This is a genomic window from Chryseobacterium sp. X308 (assembly GCF_020733145.1).
GTDB classification, from domain to species: domain Bacteria; phylum Bacteroidota; class Bacteroidia; order Flavobacteriales; family Weeksellaceae; genus Chryseobacterium; species Chryseobacterium cupriresistens.
The window spans coordinates 15,932-34,776 of sequence record NZ_JAJFZH010000030.1 but is presented as its reverse complement, the minus strand read 5'-3'; the positions used below and the strand labels follow the sequence as shown (position 1 = coordinate 34,776).

At 37.5% G+C, this 18,845-nt stretch carries 13 protein-coding genes; 1 reads left to right on the top strand and 12 read right to left on the bottom strand.

Translation table 11 applies throughout. The features are described from left to right. The 12 genes from LIV57_RS21105 to lpxB all read right to left on the bottom strand — a co-directional run. A partial coding sequence (locus LIV57_RS21105; protein ID WP_227944181.1) for a GEVED domain-containing protein occupies nt 1-2,578 on the bottom strand: 2,578 nt, incomplete at its 3' end. Between the two features lie 166 nt (nt 2,579-2,744). Continuing rightward, complete coding sequence (locus tag LIV57_RS21100; RefSeq protein ID WP_227944180.1) at nt 2,745-5,780, bottom strand: reprolysin-like metallopeptidase; 3,036 nt, start codon at nt 5,778-5,780, stop codon at nt 2,745-2,747. 180 nt (nt 5,781-5,960) lie between these two features. Then, entirely contained in the window at nt 5,961-6,626 is a 666-nt protein-coding gene (locus tag LIV57_RS21095) for a DUF6048 family protein (protein ID WP_227944179.1), read from the bottom strand. Further along, nucleotides 6,592-7,068 carry a hypothetical protein gene (locus LIV57_RS21090; RefSeq protein ID WP_110008259.1) on the bottom strand — a complete coding sequence of 159 codons (477 nt, stop codon included), beginning with the start codon at nt 7,066-7,068 and terminating at the stop codon, nt 6,592-6,594. Before LIV57_RS21090 ends, LIV57_RS21095 begins: the two co-directional genes overlap by 35 nt. Before the next feature lie 30 nt (nt 7,069-7,098). Next, nucleotides 7,099-8,511 carry a 23S rRNA (uracil(1939)-C(5))-methyltransferase RlmD gene (gene rlmD / locus LIV57_RS21085; protein WP_227944178.1) on the bottom strand — a complete coding sequence of 471 codons (1,413 nt, stop codon included), beginning with the start codon at nt 8,509-8,511 and terminating at the stop codon, nt 7,099-7,101. Between the two features lie 108 nt (nt 8,512-8,619). After that, on the bottom strand, nt 8,620-10,161 hold the full coding sequence (locus tag LIV57_RS21080) for a TlpA family protein disulfide reductase (protein WP_227944177.1): 1,542 nt from the start codon (nt 10,159-10,161) through the stop codon (nt 8,620-8,622). Between the two features lie 309 nt (nt 10,162-10,470). After that, complete coding sequence (locus LIV57_RS21075) at nt 10,471-11,238, bottom strand: succinate dehydrogenase/fumarate reductase iron-sulfur subunit (RefSeq protein WP_062675785.1); 768 nt, start codon at nt 11,236-11,238, stop codon at nt 10,471-10,473. Between the two features lie 24 nt (nt 11,239-11,262). Continuing rightward, complete coding sequence (locus tag LIV57_RS21070; RefSeq protein WP_110008262.1) at nt 11,263-13,275, bottom strand: fumarate reductase/succinate dehydrogenase flavoprotein subunit; 2,013 nt, start codon at nt 13,273-13,275, stop codon at nt 11,263-11,265. A gap of 15 nt (nt 13,276-13,290) precedes the next feature. Continuing rightward, nucleotides 13,291-13,953 (bottom strand): succinate dehydrogenase cytochrome b subunit, encoded by a 663-nt coding sequence (locus LIV57_RS21065; protein ID WP_062675783.1) that lies wholly within the window; start codon nt 13,951-13,953, stop codon nt 13,291-13,293. Nucleotides 13,954-14,098: 145 nt separating this feature from the next. After that, nucleotides 14,099-15,871: a ComEC/Rec2 family competence protein gene (locus LIV57_RS21060; RefSeq protein ID WP_227944175.1), complete on the bottom strand. Its 1,773-nt coding sequence runs from the start codon at nt 15,869-15,871 to the stop codon at nt 14,099-14,101. Between the two features lie 141 nt (nt 15,872-16,012). Next, entirely contained in the window at nt 16,013-17,104 is a 1,092-nt protein-coding gene (locus tag LIV57_RS21055) for a glycoside hydrolase family 99 protein (RefSeq protein WP_227944174.1), read from the bottom strand. Nucleotides 17,105-17,145: 41 nt separating this feature from the next. Beyond that, nucleotides 17,146-18,249: a lipid-A-disaccharide synthase gene (lpxB, locus tag LIV57_RS21050; RefSeq protein ID WP_202841507.1), complete on the bottom strand. Its 1,104-nt coding sequence runs from the start codon at nt 18,247-18,249 to the stop codon at nt 17,146-17,148. A 78-nt stretch (nt 18,250-18,327) separates the two neighbouring features. Between lpxB and LIV57_RS21045 the strand changes: the two genes are divergently transcribed. Beyond that, entirely contained in the window at nt 18,328-18,837 is a 510-nt protein-coding gene (locus LIV57_RS21045) for a DUF2480 family protein (protein ID WP_227944173.1), read from the top strand. Nucleotides 18,838-18,845: the final 8 nt, after the last annotated feature.

The window sequence follows — 18,845 nt, the reverse complement described above, 5'->3', positions numbered from 1 at the left end:
AAGTAATAAGAGTCTCCGGTGTAGTATAGCTGGTATAATTGGTCTGTACCGAAGTATTATTCATTGGCGGAACTCCAAGGTTCGAAGAGGTAACTGTTACATTCGAAATATGGTCATTTGTACCGGTACCTGTCATTTGACAGTAAGTTAATGGAGGTGTTGTGAATGTTACTGTTGACGAGTAAGACCCTGTAGAACCGTTACAAGTGGTAGAAACCTGAACATCATAATTAGTCTGTTCTGTAAGACCGGTAATTCCATAGAAGTTCTGACCTGCAGGGACTGTAGCGGTTTGCCACACTCCACCCGGAGCAACTCTCCATCTGATATTATAAGTAGCTCCTGCAGTAGCAACCCATGATACTGTTGCTGTAGTAGCTCCGATATTATTTACTGTAATATTTGTTGGAGCGGCCGTTGAACAAGGCTGAGCATCTACAAATTTTACTGCATAATCTTCTACCTCTCCCTGAGTGAATGTACCACAAGGGTTAGCATTATCAAAATATCTCATTACTACACGCATACGGGTAGGAAGAGTTCCTGTATACACGTTACCACTTGCAACGGTAGGTACTGAGAAAGTAGCCGTTACAGGAGTAGTTGAATTGTATGTGGTATTAAGAATTCTTTCACTGGTTTCAAATGTTCCGTTTCTGTTAAAGTCTACCCAGGCTGAAACTGCATATGAAGAAGGAGAACCCGGCCAGTATTTGTTTACAGAAATTTTATTATTTGCTGAACCTCTTTCAAAGATCACTACTCTTGTAGCATCTGGTGTATAATCTTTATAATTGTCAGATCCTGAATTACTCATCATAATAGGAGTATTCGTAGGGGTAACAGTTACATTATTAATATATCCGCTTGTTGCAGTATTGCTTGTAGGACCTGCTGTACAATAAGTAAGAGTAGGTGTTGTAAAGGTAACAGTAGGTGAGAATGCACCTGTTACTCCTCCACAAACAGTGGCTACCTGTACATCGTATGCAGTCTGTTCCAATAATCCTGTAAGTATCTGATTACTGATTAATGGTGTATTTACTGCAATCTGCTGCCATGCTCCGGAAGGAGAAACTCTGTATCTTACTATATAAGTAGCTCCTGTAGTTGATGTCCATGTAACATTCGCTGAAGAAGGAGTTACGTTATTAACCATGATATTAGATGGTGGTGCTGTAGAACATCCAGCCAAATCGATAAGTTTTACTGCATAGTCTTCAGTTTCACCATAATAATAAGTTCCACAAGCACTAATTGGGCTGTATTCATTTAATACAACACGCATTTTTGTAGTCAGGTTTCCTGTATAAGCACCACCGGCAGCAGTTGGTACTGTAAATGTAGCAGTAACCGGAGTTGTTGTGTTACTTGGTGAAGTAAGTACTCTTTCACTCGCTTCAAAAACACCATTACGGTTAAAGTCAATCCAAACTCCTGTCAAGAAGCCGTACTGGTAGCCTGGCCACGTTTTTGAAACTGAAACGGTAGCTGTACCTCCTCTTACCAAAGTAACTACTCTTGCAGGATCTGTACTGTAATCTGTATAGCCACTCTGACCGGAGTTGCTGTACATAGACGGAGCACCTTGTGCATTTACAGAAACCTGATTGATATATCCATCAATATAGGTACTCGTAGCAGCGGAGTTACAATAAGTAAGTGCAGGAGTTGTAAAGTTGACGCTGGAAGAGAATGCTCCCTGTGTTCCTCCACAGACAGTAGCTACCTGAACTTCATACTGAGTCTGCTCAGTTAATCCGGTAATAATCTGGTTTGCGACCATAGGAGTTGTGACATTGATTGTTGTCCAAGCTCCTCCTGATACAGGTCTGTATCTTACAACATAAGTGGCACTTGCAGAAAGGTACCAGCCTATATTAGCAGAAGTTGTTGTCAGGTTTGAAACTGTAATATTGGTAGGCGGGGCTGTTGAACAAGCCGGAAGCGGGTGGCTTTCCAACTGTATTCTGGGAATATCTGCAAGTCTGTCTTTTGCAGAAGGAGGTGCTGCAGGATCAGGATTTGCGCCATCTTCATAATAGATGATCCCCCTGTTTGCTCCTGCATTGTATGATCCCCAGGCCGTACCTGGAGAAGATGCATAATCAGGAGTTTTTTCATTTACAGCAACCACAAGGTTGTCTGTTCCATTCCATAAAAATGGTGTAGACAATTGAAGAGTTACCCAGCTTCCATTAGTTAAGTTAGGTAAAACTCCGTCAAACACCTGAGTCATGGAACTTACCGGAATCCAGCTTGTATTGGAGGCAAAGTTATTCTGGGTTGTGTTTCCCATATATACCACCCAATCCTTATATACAGCCTGAGAGGCTGCAACGGTGGTGGAATAAAACTTTATAGCCGTGATATAGTTCGACGTACCTATAGCAGTCGTAAGTTCTGCAGCAGTATAAATCTGCTGAGAATAACTATACCCATAATAGGAACGTATGGGGAGATACACAGAGGTACCCGTTCCTGTCCCGATCTGGCCTGCCTGAGCCGAGACTTTGGATACAAAGCCTGTGCAAATCAAACAGAGAAACAGAATTAAAGAGGTAAAGAATTTCTTCATAATGTTTTCATTATAATATTAATCACACAAATCTAATCATTTTTATTATTAATTTATAAGTGTATTCGTGTTTTTTTTGAAAAAAAATAACGAATTCAACACTAATGCTTTAAATAAACAAATCCCCGGGAATTCCCGGGGATTGACTAATATTTAAAGGTTATCTTTATTTCTTGATAAATTTAGATTTGAATTGTTCAATTCCTTTATCATCAATGGTAATTATATAACCACCTTTCACTAAAGCTGAAACATTTACTTTTCCATTATTGATATTTCCCCTGTCCACTAATTGTCCGGCAGCACTATAAATTTTATAAGTTGCTTTATCTGAAACTTTAGTAATATTTAAAACATCAGTTGCAGGATTTGGATAAATCTGAATACCATTATTTTTAACATCGTTTTCAGAAGTAGAAAGGTTACCTGTGATCACTACATTATAGTCTTCAATTTCTCCATATTGGAAGTTAACATCACATACATATTCTGCAGGTAATGACAGACCAACGTTTCCATTTCCGGTTCCGGCACCTACATAGAATGCCACAACTCTCATTCTTAATGGCTGTCCTTCTACTGCATTACTTGGAATCGCAAAGTTTCCACTTACTACCGTTGATGGCTGTGTTAAGGTCACAGGATAATTCAATACTCTTTCTGAATCACTGAAAACACCATCCTTGTTAAAGTCAATAAATGCTGCTACAGCATCGTAATCTGCAACATCAGGATTCCCCACTTTAACAGATATAGGATACGTATTTCCTTTTGTTAAGTTAATCTGAAGAGCTGAATTTGTTGTATAGTTTGTATAGGTACTGTTTGCAGAAGTATTATTTACATTCGCTACTGTTACATTCGCAATATACTCATAGTTTGCCTGAGCTGTAGAAGCTGTACAATAAGTAAGAGCAGGTGTACTGAAGTTTACAGAAGCAGAATATGTTCCTACTGTAGTACCGCAAACTAAAGCTACCTGAACTTCATACGTTGTATCATCAATTAAATTGCTAAGGTTGATTGAAGGAACTGTTGTATCAGCTTCAGTCCAAACTGTTGTACCTACTTTTCTATAACGTACTTTATAAGTTGCACCAGTATAAGACATCCAGGATACACTTCCTGAAGACACGGTGATATTGCTTACCACAACGTTAGTTGGCGCAGCACTGCTACAAGCAGATAGAGGTGCGATAGTAACAGGTCCTACTGCATAGAAAACATTTCCTATTGAAGAAACTCTTACTTTAATAATCTGACCGTTCAATGAAGAAGGGAAAGTAAAGTTTTCAGTTCCGTCGTTAGGTGTTGAAGCAGATAATACAGTCCAGTTTGTACCGTTATCTGTAGTATAGTCAATTTTTACATTTGTAACATTATAAGGAGCTGCATTGGTATTGGCAACAATCCATTGAATTGGAGTTGGCGTATTCACATCAGCATATTGGTTAGCTAATCTGAAAGGACCATTATCTCCTACAACAATAGTCTGAATTTTAAAAGCAGATTGCTGTTGAGCTACATTGGAATTATTATCTCTTACCGTTAATGCAAAATTTGTAGTTCTTGCCTTAGTAGATACGGCTTCCCATGTATTGTTCGCGTTATTTAAAACTCCGCTCATTACAGAAGTAAATTTCGGGAAGTATCTTGTCGGGCTTGCGTTTGGAGCGGCAGATCTGAATGAAGCTCCTGATGTTGTATTTCCTAAGTTATACTTATCAATAGAAACTGAAGCATCATCTACCTCTTCCCATGAATAAGTCATTGGGTCATTTTCAGGATCTGTAGCAGAACCTGTTAAAGCAAAAGCGGTACCTTTAGGTATAGTATATGTTGGCAAATCAGCAATTACCGGTGGATTGTTGGTAATTGTAGTTTCTACATCACAAGTTTTTGCAATTAAATTAGCCTGCACCTGACCGATACTTGCTTTATGGAAATAAGGATCAGAGTTTTGCTGAACATCTGTATCAGGACCTGTAATACCTGCATATCCCATGATGGTAGTTCCTGAACCTGGTTCCATATTTACTCCGCTTCCCTCAAGATTATGAGAGAAAGTATGGTTAGCTCCTAACTGGTGCCCCATTTCGTGTGCAACGTAATCGATATCAAAGCTGTCACCAGACGGAATTCCATTCGCCGGAGAAGTAAATCCTGAACCTTTTCCTTTAGGAACTGTAGTTGTAGGATTGATACATACACACCCGATACATCCGGCGTTTCCTCCACCTCCTGATTTACCGAACAAGTGTCCGATATCATAGTTGGTATCTCCAACATTGGCTGTCAAAGCTCCTTGTAACTGTGTATTCCATGCACCTTGTGCCCCAGTTGCAGCAGCGGCATACGGATCTGTAGCCGGATCAATATAAATTACATTTGGGAAATTCTGTAAATTCAAATGCAGAGCAAAATCTTTTTCAAAAACTCCGTTTACTCTGGTCAGAGTATTGTTGATAGCAACTAATGCAGGAGCTCTTTTCTGATCATCTGTAGCGGTAGCAGGTACACCAGCAAGTGTCATAAAGTATTGAGTGTACTCCCCTGTAACAGACATTGCCAATCTCATTGTTCTGTATTTTTTATCAGAACTCTTGTTGAAAGTTGTTGGTTGATTAGAGAATGACTGCCCATTTTTCAATAGAGCATCTATTTCCTTCTTAGCAGCAGGAGATTCTTCTGTAGAACATAGGAAACCGTTCTTATCCTTTTTTGTTTTAGGATGAACAGCGTAAACCGTTTTGTCTGCTGATGCCGGATCGATAAATTCATATTTATCTCCATGGATAATCATTGACTGAAAATCGTTAGGAGCGATACTGAATCTTAAATATTTGGTAGGGTCGTCGACACTTGTTCCAACATAAGATCCCAATTCATACTTGTCTGCCAGTTCTTTTACGACTACCGGAAAACTGTATACATTAAACCTTTCAATCTTCCCACTCATAGTAGGAAGAGAAATTACTACAGGAGTGGAATTGGCTCCCATTTCCTGTGCATTCTTCAGCTGAGATCTCAGTAAGTTCAGGTCCAGTTTATAGTACCCGTTACCTCTTACATTAGATTGATCTACTCTAAATCCTGTACTTCTTTTGTTGTCGTCTCCTTTTTTAAGAGAAGTAGGCGTCCATTGCCCGAACACTGCCCCTCCTATAAAAGTAAACATTAAAGCAGTAAATACTCTTTTCATAAATTAAAACACAATTATAATTTCCGCCAAATATAGCTATTTTATAACTCACACAAATAAAATAAGGTATTATTTTTTAACATTATACATTCAATAAGTATATTTATTAAAAAAAATACAAACTTTAGAATGACCTAAAGTTTGTATTTTATGTATTTTAAAACTTATGTATTACTATTTTTAAAACTTATAAGCAATATTCCATGCAAACCCCATATTAAACTTTGAGGAACTTCTTCCAAAACCGGGAACGATCATTGGAGAGATATCATCCTGTTTGGAAGTGTAAACCATATATCTTGGCTGAAGATTTACATCTATATAAAAATTTGAATTAAATAATTGCACTCTTCCCCCCAACGTACCTTCAAGCCAGAAAGAAGACTGAGAGGATGAAGGAAATGCTTCAGAGGAATTACTTCCTCCAAATCCGCGAACGGGGATTGCCATATATTCCTGGTTATAGAATGATCCTGCTGCTTTTCCACCAGCATAAAATCCGTTGAATTCATTCTCTGCATCTTTTGCCAGCATATAGAAAGCCCCCAACTTAACGAAGGGACCGCTTGCTTTTGCATCGTAACCATTCTTCTGATACACATTCTTTTCAAAACCTGCTTCCGCAATAGCATGCAGATTTCCTTTTATCTTTGACGAAATAAATCCCTGATACAGTTTTCTGTCTGAAAAGAATCCGGCTCCGGTGTTCAGAACATCAAGCCCAACCATAAAATTGGGTTCATATTTCTCATGAACTTTCTTCTCTGCTTCCTTTTTTTTCTCTTGCCCCCAGCTTATTATTCCCAATAAACTAAAAAGAAAGGTAAAGATTAGTCTTGTCTTCATTCTCTATTTGATTTTGCCCGGCTTCCAGTTTCAGAACAGGATTCGGAGTTACTAATTCTGAACTTAAATTCTCATAAGATTTTTTGATTCCGCACCCCGGAGATACATAGGTAGACTTTGTACTATAGCTGATTCTTACATGAGACTCCGGGCCTTTGAATCTGGTTTTGAAATAAACATCCGTATAGGGTGAGTTGTCTACACGTAAAGGAATTAACCTGGAATCAATGTTGGCAAGTTTTCCCAAATCCACCTTTCCTCCGCCATAGTCTACTGATACATACAATGTATCTATGGTTGTATCCTTTCCTTCCGCCAATGTTCTGAAACCGACCTTCATTCTGGGAGTTCCTTCTCCGCTTTCACAGATATCATCATCTCCGCCGCAGGAAAAAAGCATTCCTAGAAAGCAGATTGCTATGAGAAATTTAAAGTACTTCATATTAAGATTTGAAATTCAAATTTAAATAATTTATTTTTTAACAAGCAATGCAATGTTCTCAACATGGTGCGTTTGCGGGAACATATCAACCGGTAAAATCTTTACTAAAGTATAATGATCTTTCATCAGGGCAAGATCTCTCGCCTGTGTTGCTGAGTTACAGCTTACATAAACTACTTTTTCAGGTGAAAGTTTTAAAATCTGCTCTACAACCTTCTGGTGCATTCCATCTCTTGGAGGATCCGTGATTAGCACATCTGCTTTAGGGTGGCTGGCCATAAATTCATCATTGAAAATATCTTTCATATCTCCACAATAGAACGTTGTATTTGTCAATCCGTTCAATGCGGCGTGTTCTATAGCTGCGTCTATGGCTTCCTGTACAGATTCTATTCCGATCACCTGTTTTGCATTTCTTGCTACATACTGGGCAATTGTTCCTGTTCCTGTATAAAGGTCATACACTACTTCATCTCCTTTAAGATCTGCAAACTCCAATGTTTTTCTGTATAGCTCCAGCGCCTGTTTGTAGTTGGTCTGAAAGAATGATTTCGGGCCGATTTTAAACTGCAGTCCGTCCATTTCTTCCATAAGGTAACCTTCCCCGAAATATACATTGATATTTAAATCATAAATAGAGTCATTCTGCTTAGGATTAATAGCATACACCAATGTTTTAATCTGCGGGAATTTTTCTAATAAGAATTCAAAAAGTTTTTCTCTGTTTTCTTTTTCTTCTCTGTAAAGCTGGAAAAGAACCATCCACTCTCCTTTGGAGTTCTGTCTCATCATTAAGGTTCTTAAGAATCCTTCCTGATTTCTCACATCAAAAAAGTCAAGGCCAGTGTTAACGCCATATTCTTTTACAGCCAGTCTAATGGCATTGGAAGGATCTTCCTGAAGGAAACACTCTTTCAAATCAAGAATCTTGCTCCACATTCCCGGAATATGAAAACCTAAGGCATCTTTGCTTCCGAAATTTTCTTCGGAGCTGATTTCATATTGAGTAAGCCACCTCGCATTAGAGAAGGAAAACTCCATTTTATTTCTATAAAAATATTGTTCTTCAGATCCTAGAATCGGCACCGTTTCAAAGTCATCAATTCCTCCGATTCTTTTGATATTATTGTAAACTTCTTCCTGTTTAAAATCAAGCTGTTTTTCATAGCTCATATTCTGCCACTTGCACCCTCCGCAGGTACCGAAGTGAATACATTTAGGCTCAACTCTGTACGGTGATTTTTCAAGTACTTCAATGGCTTCGCCTTCATAGTATTTAGACTTTGCTTTTTTCACTCTCACATTCACAATATCACCTGGAATTGCGCCTGTTACCATTACCGTTTTACCTTCCTCTGTTTTTCCTATTGCCACGCCTTTTGCTCCGGCTGTCAACAATTTTATATTTTCAAGAGTTAGATCTCTTTTTTTCTTCCTACTCATTCTAAAATTTTCTATTTTCCTAATTGAAACTTTTACGTTCCGGTTTGCAAAAATACAATAAAAAAAACCTTATCCGAAGATAAGGTTTCTATACAGTGTTAAAGTTTACTATTTTGTTGGAGCCGGCTGTGGATTTGCTGGCTGTGGGGCTTGCTGCATTGCAGATGGATCAAGCTGCAGTTGTGGCTGCATTTGCGCATTCGGATCTACTTTCGGAGCAGAAAGACCTGTCAGCTTATCAAGAATTGTCACCAATTCCTGCTCACCAAGGTTCACGAAAGATCTGCTGGCAATTTTACCGTCTTTATCGATGATTACAAAGCAAGGTAATTTGAATCCGTATACACCATATTTCTTAGCGATATCTGAGTTCAATCCTCCTTCTCCATAAACATTTACTCCCTGAATTCCTTTTAATAAAGAATTACTTGTTTTAATGAACTGGTCTTTTGTATCATCAACGTTTACAAATACAAAATTCATTTTAGACTTATAGAAGTTTACGACTTCTTTTAATACAGGTACGGTAGCTTCGCTGATGTAAGGATTCCATGAAGCATAGAAGAACAACATATAAGGTTTCCCTTTGTTTTCAGAAAGCTTGTAAGCTTTTCCGTCTTGTTTTGCTAAAGCTGCTTCGGGAGCTGCCTCTCCGATTTTAAGTCCTGTAATCGCTACCTGCATTTTTAAAAGGTCGCTTTTAATAGTAGCATCTTTAATATCTGAATCGATGATCTTTTTAATCTTGTCAATATTGGCAGCCGGAGTTGTTGGATGAATATCAGCCTGAGCCATTACAAATGCAAGAAGATAATCTTTTGTTGTTTGAGATAAATCTTTTTTAGTTTTTAAATACTGGGCAAACATCTCAGAAGTTGTAATACCTGTTTTTCCTTTGCTGTTTGCTTCAGCATATTTCTGGAAGTCAGGAGTCATTTTTACCAGAAGATATTGTCTGTAAAGAGGAATGGTTTTCACCATTGCTTCTTTGTCTGTTTCTAACTGGGTTTCGTAATCTTTAAAAGCTTTAGAAGATTTGTAAGAAGGGTTTCCGGACATAGGACCGTGAGACATTTCATAGTTGGCAAGCAAATTAAGAATGGTTACTTTCACATCATTTTTTTTCCACTCTAATAGTCCTTTGCTTGGATTATTTTTCTTAGCAAGGTCATCTACGTTTTTATTAATATCCGCTTCAATTTTATGCATCCCTTTCAAAAATGCAGCTTCATCTCCTGCCATCAAAGCGCCTAAGTTAACTTTATTACCATACTCAGCTAAAAACTTCTGAGAAGCCGTAAGAAAATCATTATTCTTTTTAGCATCTCCGGTAATCACATATTCATTTGGGAAGGTAGCTCCGTTTCCTGAGATATTCACTTTTTGTCCTCCTTCAAGATAGATCAGGCTTTGTCTACCTGCATAGTTAATTACGTACATTCCATCCTTGGGAGCATCAAAACTTCCTGAAAAGTTTCCGTCTTTATCGAGACCTATATTAATTAAAGGCAGGGTTCCTACTCCTGAAGCTTCTACAAATTCAATTCTTTCCAATGGTGAGCTTCCGGTAATTTTTCCTTTTACTTCTACTTTTTTTGAACAAGACATCACAAAGAATGTGATGATAAACAATAAAAGATATTTTTTCATTTCAATTTTTAATATTACACAAAAATACGCTTTTTAGGGCTTGCTAATTCACACTAATTATTTTTTTTAAAAATTTTATTATTACCGTTCAAAAGGGGTATTCCAATTATTGAATGACACCTTTTTGATGGTAAAAAGCATTTGAAAGCTTTTTCATAAAAACGATTCAACTACCTTTCAAATATATAGTTTATAAATAAAGAATGACGAAGATCCGGCCATAAGTTAACAAACTTTAACAGAGTCTTCTTTTTCATAAAAAAATCGCCTCCAAAAATGAAGGCGATTTTCTATGTATCTGAATCAATTCTATCCTTGATCTACAAGAGCAGCCATGTACTCTCTGTTCATTCTCGCGATGTTTTCAAGAGAAATACCTTTAGGGCATTCTACCTCACATGCTCCGGTATTTGAACAGTTTCCGAAGCCTTCCTCGTCCATAGCTTTCACCATGTTCAGAACTCTTCTCTTAGCTTCTACTCTACCTTGTGGAAGTAATGCATACTGAGAAACTTTTGCTCCAACGAATAACATTGCAGATCCGTTTTTACATGTCGCTACACAAGCACCACATCCGATACAAGCTGCTGCATCCATTGCTTTGTCTGCATCTTCTTTCGGAACAGGAATCGCGTTAGCATCCAGTGTATTACCGGAAGTGTTCACAGAAATGAACCCTCCTGCTGCCATTACTCTGTCGAATGCGCTTCTGTCTACCATCAAGTCTTTAATAACAGGGAAAGCAGCACTTCTCCAAGGTTCAATAACGATAGTCTCTCCATCTTTGAACATTCTCATGTGAAGCTGACAAGTTGTGATACCTGTATCAGGTCCGTGAGCTCTACCATTGATGTACAGAGAACACATACCGCAGATTCCCTCACGACAGTCGTGGTCGAAAGCGATAGGTTCTTTTCCTTCGTTAATTAAATTTTCGTTCAGGATATCTAACATCTCTAAAAATGAAGAGTCTGTAGATACATCTGATATTTTATAGGTCTCAAACTGACCTTTAGTTTTACTATTTTTTTGTCTCCAAATTTTCAGCGTAAGATGTAAGCCTTTTTTTGCACTCATAATGTTATATTTATAGGTTGGAGATTATTTATAACTTCTAGTTTTAACCTCGATGTTCTCGTAGATCAGTTCTTCTTTATGCAACACTTCCGCGTTGATATCGTCTCCCTGATATTCCCAAGCTCCGACGTATTTGTAGTTTACGTCATCTCTTTCCGCTTCTCCGTCCGGAGTTGAATGATCTTCACGGAAATGTCCACCACAAGATTCGTTTCTGTGCAGTGCATCGATAGCCATTAATTGTCCAAGCTCAAGGAAGTCTGCAACTCTGAATGCTTTTTCAAGCTCAGTGTTCATTCCTTCTCCTTCTCCCGGAACTTTTACGTTTTTCCAGAAGTTGTTTCTTACTTCTTCAATTTCCTTAATCGCTTCTCTTAACCCTTCAGGAGTTCTTCCCATTCCTACTTTATTCCACATAATGTTTCCTAACTGCTTGTGGAAATAGTCTACAGAGTGAGTTCCTTTATTGTTTAAGAAGAAATTAATTTTCTCTTTAATTCCTTTTTCAGCCTCGTCAAATGGTGCTGAATTGGTAGGAATAGTTCCTGTTCTAATGTCTGCAGAAAGGTAATCTGCAATCGTGTAAGGAAGTACAAAATATCCGTCAGCAAGACCCTGCATCAATGCAGACGCACCTAATCTGTTTGCCCCGTGATCTGAGAAGTTAGCCTCACCGATTACGAAACATCCAGGGATCGTAGACTGAAGGTTATAATCAACCCATACACCACCCATTGTATAGTGAACCGCAGGATAGATCTTCATTGGAGTTTTGTAAGGATCATCAGCTGTAATTTTTTCGTACATTACGAATAAGTTACCATACTTCTCCTCAACCCACTTTTTACCAAGATCATAGATCTGCTGATCTGTAGGATTATGAATATGTTTTTCGATAGCGGCTTCTTTACCTTTTTTCATGATCTCTGTAGAGAAATCAAGGTAAACACCTTCTTTAGTATCATTATTTTCAATTCCGTATCCGGCATCACATCTTTCCTTAGCAGCTCTGGAAGCTACGTCTCTAGGTACAAGGTTACCGAATGCAGGATATCTTCTTTCCAGATAATAATCTCTATCTTCTTCTTTAATATTTTCAGGTCTTAATTTGCCTTCTCTGATCGCTACTGAATCTTCAATTTTCTTAGGAACCCAGATTCTTCCTGAGTTTCTTAATGATTCAGACATCAAAGTCAGTTTAGACTGCTGTGTTCCGTGAACTGGGATACAAGTAGGGTGAATCTGTACGTAACATGGGTTTGCGAAGTAAGCTCCTTTCTTATGGATTTTCCACGCTGCAGAAACGTTCGATCCCATTGCGTTGGTAGAAAGGAAATATACGTTTCCGTATCCTCCTGAAGCAATTACCACTGCGTGAGCAGAGTGTCTTTCAATTTCTCCTGTTACAAGGTTTCTTGCAATAATTCCTCTTGCTTTTCCGTCAACAATAACAAGATCCAACATCTCATGACGGTTGTACATCTTAATTCTTCCTTTACCGATCTGACGGCTCATTGCAGAATAAGCACCTAATAATAACTGCTGTCCGGTTTGTCCTTTTGCGTAGAAAGTTCTTTTTACCTGAACCCCACCAAATGAACGGTTATCCAGCTGGCCACCGTAATCTCTTCCGAAAGGAACCCCCTGGGAAACACACTGGTCAATAATATTTGCAGAAACTTCAGCTAATCTGTAAACGTTAGCTTCTCTTGCTCTATAGTCACCACCTTTGATGGTATCGTAGAATAATCTGTAAGTAGAGTCACCATCTCCCTGGTAATTCTTAGCTGCGTTGATCCCTCCCTGAGCGGCAATAGAGTGAGCTCTTCTTGGAGAATCCTGGTAGCAGAATGCTTTTACGTTGTATCCTTGCTCAGCTAATGTAGCTGCAGCAGAACCTCCTGCCAAACCTGTACCTACAACAATAATATCAATCTTATCTCTGTTGTTTGGTGCAACAAGGTTCATATGGTCTTTATGATTTTTCCACTTGTCTTTAAGAGGACCCGCTGGAATTCTTGAATCTAATTTACTCATATTAGTATATTGATATTATTGAGTTATAAAATGGAAAACTGCTACGATGATGAATCCTGCAGGAATAAGGATGGAATACCATTTCCCGAAAGCTTTGATCACCGGCGTATATTTTGGATGTCTGGCACCGATAGACTGGAATGAAGACTGGAATCCGTGAGCTAAGTGTAATCCTAACAAAACAAAAGAGATTACATATAGAGCCACTCTCCAAAGATCAGCAAACTTTTCATGGAGCTCAGGCCAGAAACGTTCTGCATCAGGAGTCAATCCTTCCACATACTTGTAATTCATTTCGTGTAGCCAGAAATCATATAAATGAAGCGCCAAGAAAGCTAAAATAACAGCTCCTGAAATAATCATATTTCTGGACATCCATGAAGAATTCACTGATGCGTTGTTTGCTGCATACTTTACCGGACGCGCTTTATTATTCTTGATCTCCAATACAAATCCCATTACAAAATGGAAAATTACTGCAAAACCAAGAATAGGCTGCATTAAGAACTGCACAAAAGGATTATAGCCCATAAAGTCAGATGCTGTATTGAATGCATCCTTGTTTAGAACTGATAACAAATTGGTTGTCAAATGCAGTATAAGAAAAATCAGCAAAAACAGAGCTGATAATGCCATAGCGTATTTTCTACCTATCGTAGAACTCGTTAAACCTGCCATATAAGTTTAAATTTGAATTTCCACAAAATTAAGAAAGTTTAACAATATCGAAAAGTGAGAAATCTCACAAATAGACAGTTTGTAATCTTTCTAAATAAGATTTTCACCCGTTATAAATACAGGAAAATGGCTAAATTCAGAACCGTCATTTCAGATCATAAGTCTCATCTCTGAAAACTACTTTTTGAATGGAGGGTGACAAGGTTTTTATCTCAAAATGGTCTACCCTTCTGGATGCACAATATGGGTTCATTATATACTGTAAAACCTCCGTCTTATTTTTCATATCCGAAATCCAGAAACATACTCTGCTACCATTTTTTACTGAAAAAATCCTGCTTTTATTAAAATGATGAACCAATATCTCTTCTTTTTGATTTTCAAAAGCCGTGATTCCGCTTCTTATAATCAGAAACAGTAAAACTGCCATCAGCAACCTCATCGCGTTTTTCACCTTGAATTTCAGAATAGCCGGCCTTAACCAATATACAAACACCGATGCAGATATCACTTCTATCCCACTCATTGGGATATTTTCAAAGAAAAGAAAATCAACCTCAGCAAACCAATGGATCATCTTCAGCAGAACCTGAATAACTTCATCATACACTCTGTTTATAAGATCAAAATCAATTCCCAAAGAAATAAGACCGGTCATTACAAATGAAAAGACAATGATAATTTCAGAAAAAGGAACAATGACTACATTGGCAATAATTGATATGAATGAAAACTGGTGAAAATAACAGAGCACCAGAGGAAGTGTTGCTAACTGTGCTGATAAAGAAAGTGTGATGGTGTTATACAAAAGTTTTTTAATATCATTATCCTGCTTTGGAAAGCATTTCAGGAGAGGCTGATTCAGCCAGTAAATCCCCAAAACAGCCAGAAAGCTAAGCTGAAAACCCACATCAAAAAGCTGCTGGGTATCTCCAATCAGAATAAAAAAAGCAGACAAGGCCAGTGAGTGAAGGAGATCCGGCTTTCGTTGAAGCAAAACGAAAATAAAATAAACACTCAACATGATGCATGACCGCAATACTGAATTACCCAATCCGATAAAAGCGGCAAACAACCAGATGAAAATCAAACTGAGAATGACCGCGTATTTTCTGAGTTTTAAGGTTGTAAAACGAGTCAGTAAAAAATAAAAAATCCCAAAAACAACCACAATATGAGTCCCGGAAATGGCCAGAAAATGAACCAATCCTGACCTATTAAAATCTCTGACAGTGCCTGCATCAATTTCTGTTCTATCCGCCAGAATAATACCTTTTAGAAATTCTTTAGTTTTTTCTGAAATTGCTGTTTTATCTATTTTTCTAAGAACCTCAAACCTGTATTGTTTAAGCCGGTCTGCCCATGTTAAATCATTCCGTTCCGCAGAAAAAATTCCTTCTGAAATATAAATCTGGTAATGAATATGTTTCCTTTTGAGGTATTGGGCATAATCGAACTGAAAATCATATGTTGGCGCCTGAGGTTGCGTAATATAAGCCTCAGCTTTGTAGTAGTGAATAAAATCCAGTTCTTTCCTGTCTTTTGGAACATAAAAAATTGAATTGAAAGATGTACTCCCCTTCCGGGTTATTCCTTCATATTTTCTATACTTTTCAGAAGAATTTAATTTCTGAGAGATCTTAAATGTAACTGTTTCATGTTTCTTTATCAGAAGCTTATCGTCTGACAAAGAGGTATTATAAAAATGGAGGATAATGCCTGCTCCAAGCAATAGGAGCATCAGTAAAACAGTTTTGGCTTTATGCAGAAAATACGAATGAAAGCAGATTAAAACAAGCAGAACCAAACAAGTTCCAACAACCCCATCAATAAAATATTCTGCCAATGCTATTTTATCCTGAAAAAGAATTCCAAGAATAAAACATACTGCCAGAATAAGAAGAGGCTGCTTGTTCAATTTCCATTAATTATCCTCTTAAAATAAGTGATTAAAGGAGAATTTATAAACTCTTAAAGAACTAAATAAGCGCTCTGTCTTCTTTAAAAATGTCAACAGAACGCTTTATTTTTTGCTTTAAAAATTAAGTTTGAAAGTATATTATTTCTTTTTCAGAAATTTATCCGTCAAACGCTTCGTTTCTTTGATATAAAATAAAGGGTCTTTACCGTAATCTTCATATTTGAAATCACCTGCTTTTTTAGGAACAGCAGGCTCTATTTGTGTCCCTTCATGCCATTCATTGAATGAGGTAATTCCGATAAAATCCGGTTTTACCCGGATGGCCGCATCAAACATCTTCTGATAATATTTTCCGTTGTCTCTGCTTTTGAAATTAGCTTCATTCCACGGGCGGATTCTTGTATCGGAATAACCAGGACCTACACAAGGAATAAAAATCAGATGATGATCTTTAGCAAATTGGGCCATAAAATCCCAGTTGTCTGTTGTACTTCCATACACAAACCCTTCACTGGCAAAATAAGTGTAGAAACCGTCAAAACCGGATTTATTAAAGAATTTAGCATCATCTTTCTCCACCCAAAGCCCGATATAAAGAGCATCTAAATCTGTGTTTCTAACTGTTTCCTCACCATTTTTGGATAATATTTTCATCCATTCTTCTTTGGGAATTTTATAACTGTCGTAGACATAAAACAAAGGCTTCCCCTCTTTTTTATAGAAAGCATGATGATGAGAGTAGGTTTTTACCAGATAAGAAAGTTGTTCTTTTAATTCTGATGTATTTTTATAGAACGGCTCAATATGAAAGGCAATTTTTAAATCAAAGTGATCTGCAATATCCAGATATTTGATAAGACTTTTATCTGTGAACGAATCTTTTCCCAGCCAGCTTACCACAACCACTCCCACTCCGGAGTCCTTAATCATTTTCATATGCTGTTCAATGATTTTTGTATCATTCGAGCTATAATTTCCAAGTGCCGGGTAAAAATTAGCTCCGATATCATCTCCTCCTGTGTGATGGCCCATATTATTCCACTTCGGGTTGCTCCAGTGGGGAAGGATTTCATGGTTCCAGTGCTGATAACTTCCGTCCGTTGCAGGATTTCCGTACCAGCCGTAATAAAATATCTGGACTTTATCTCTTTCATCATTCTGCTGGGCAAAACTGTTTGAGAAAAATAATGTAAACGTTAATAATAGAAGAAAACGGTTAAAATAATTCATAGTTACAATGTAGATTAAATTCTCAAAAGATTTGATAAAGACTATACTTTCAATATCACCTCAGCAGCATGCTCACTTGCACCTTTTCCACCGAGCTTTTCTCTCAGAAGGTTATAGTCATTCAGAACCTGTTCTCTTTTCTCTCCAGCTATGATTTTATTCAGTTCTTCTACCAGATTTTTAGTATTCAGATCATTCTGAATCAATTCTTTTACGACTTCTCTGTCCATAATCAGATTAACCAGAGAAATATAATTGATATTTTTCACCAATCTTTTAGCAATAGCATAAGAAATTTTACTTCCACGATAGCAAACCACTTCAGGGATATTCAGCAAAGCTGTTTCCAGTGTTGCAGTTCCGGAAGTCACAAGAGCCGCCTTCGAGCATCTTAGCAGATCATAAGTTTTATTGGAAACAAAATGAACATTATCATCTACATATTTCTGATAAAATTCTTTTGGTAAACTTGGCGCTCCGGCAATGACAAACTGGTAATTTTTAAAATATGATCTTACGGAAAGCATGATTTCAAGCATTTTTTCCACCTCCTGTTCTCTGGAACCGGGCAGCAATGCTATGATTTCTTTTTCGTTCAATCCATGCTCCGACTTGAATTTTTCAATACTGATTTCCTGCAGATCCGAAATAGCATCCAGCAAAGGATGACCTACAAAATGAGAGTGAACGCCGTGTTTTCTGTAAAAATCTTCTTCAAAAGGAAGAATCACCATCATTTCATCCACATACTTTTTGATAATTTCTACGCGGCCTTCTTTCCATGCCCAAAGCTGCGGAGAAATATAATAAACAACTTTAATTCCCAACTCTTTGGCAAATCTTGCAATTCTCAGATTGAATCCAGGATAATCTACCAGAATCAGGATATCAGGTCTGTTTTTCTGAATATCCTCTTTACAGAATTTAATATTATTCAGAATAGTACGGAGGTTCATCACCACTTCCAGAAATCCCATAAAAGCAAGGTCACGGTAATGTTTTACCAGAGTTCCTCCCTGAGCTTTCATCAGGTCGCCACCCCAAAATCTGAATTCCGCTTGGGGATCCTTGTGTTTCAAGGCTTTCATCAGGTTGCTCCCATGCAAGTCACCGGAAGCTTCTCCTGCAATAATATAATACTTCATTTCTATAGTAAGGATAGAGAACAAATTAAGACAGATATGATCTTAATTCGTAAATTTGTTCAAAGATAATGATAAAAAATGTCAGAAGAATTTGAAATCCGGAATAAAGTTGCAGAAAGCGGCCTTATCAATTTTGACCTTACCACTTTACTGCCAAAAGGGGAAAGAAAAGGTATTGATCTTAAAGATTTCCTTTTTCAGGAAATGATCCTTAAAGAAAAGGATTTCCGTGAAAAGGTAGATGCAATCGATACGGAACAATATAAAGATACTTATATATACATCTACAATTCTGTAGATACCATTATTCCTCTTTGGGCTTATTTTGTCTTAACTGCAAAACTTACAGATGTAGCTAAGAAAATAGTGTTTGGAAGCCGTGAAGACCTGGAAGTTATTTTAATGCATAATGCCATCCAGACTCATGATTTTGAGGAAATGAGAGGAAAGAGAGTCCTTGTAAAAGGATGTTCAGATAAAGAAATTCCCGAAAATGCTTATATTGAATTGGTAGAACAATTAAAGCCAATAGTAAAATCCCTGATGTTCGGAGAAGCATGTTCTAATGTTCCTATTATCAAAAATTAAAGGCTGCT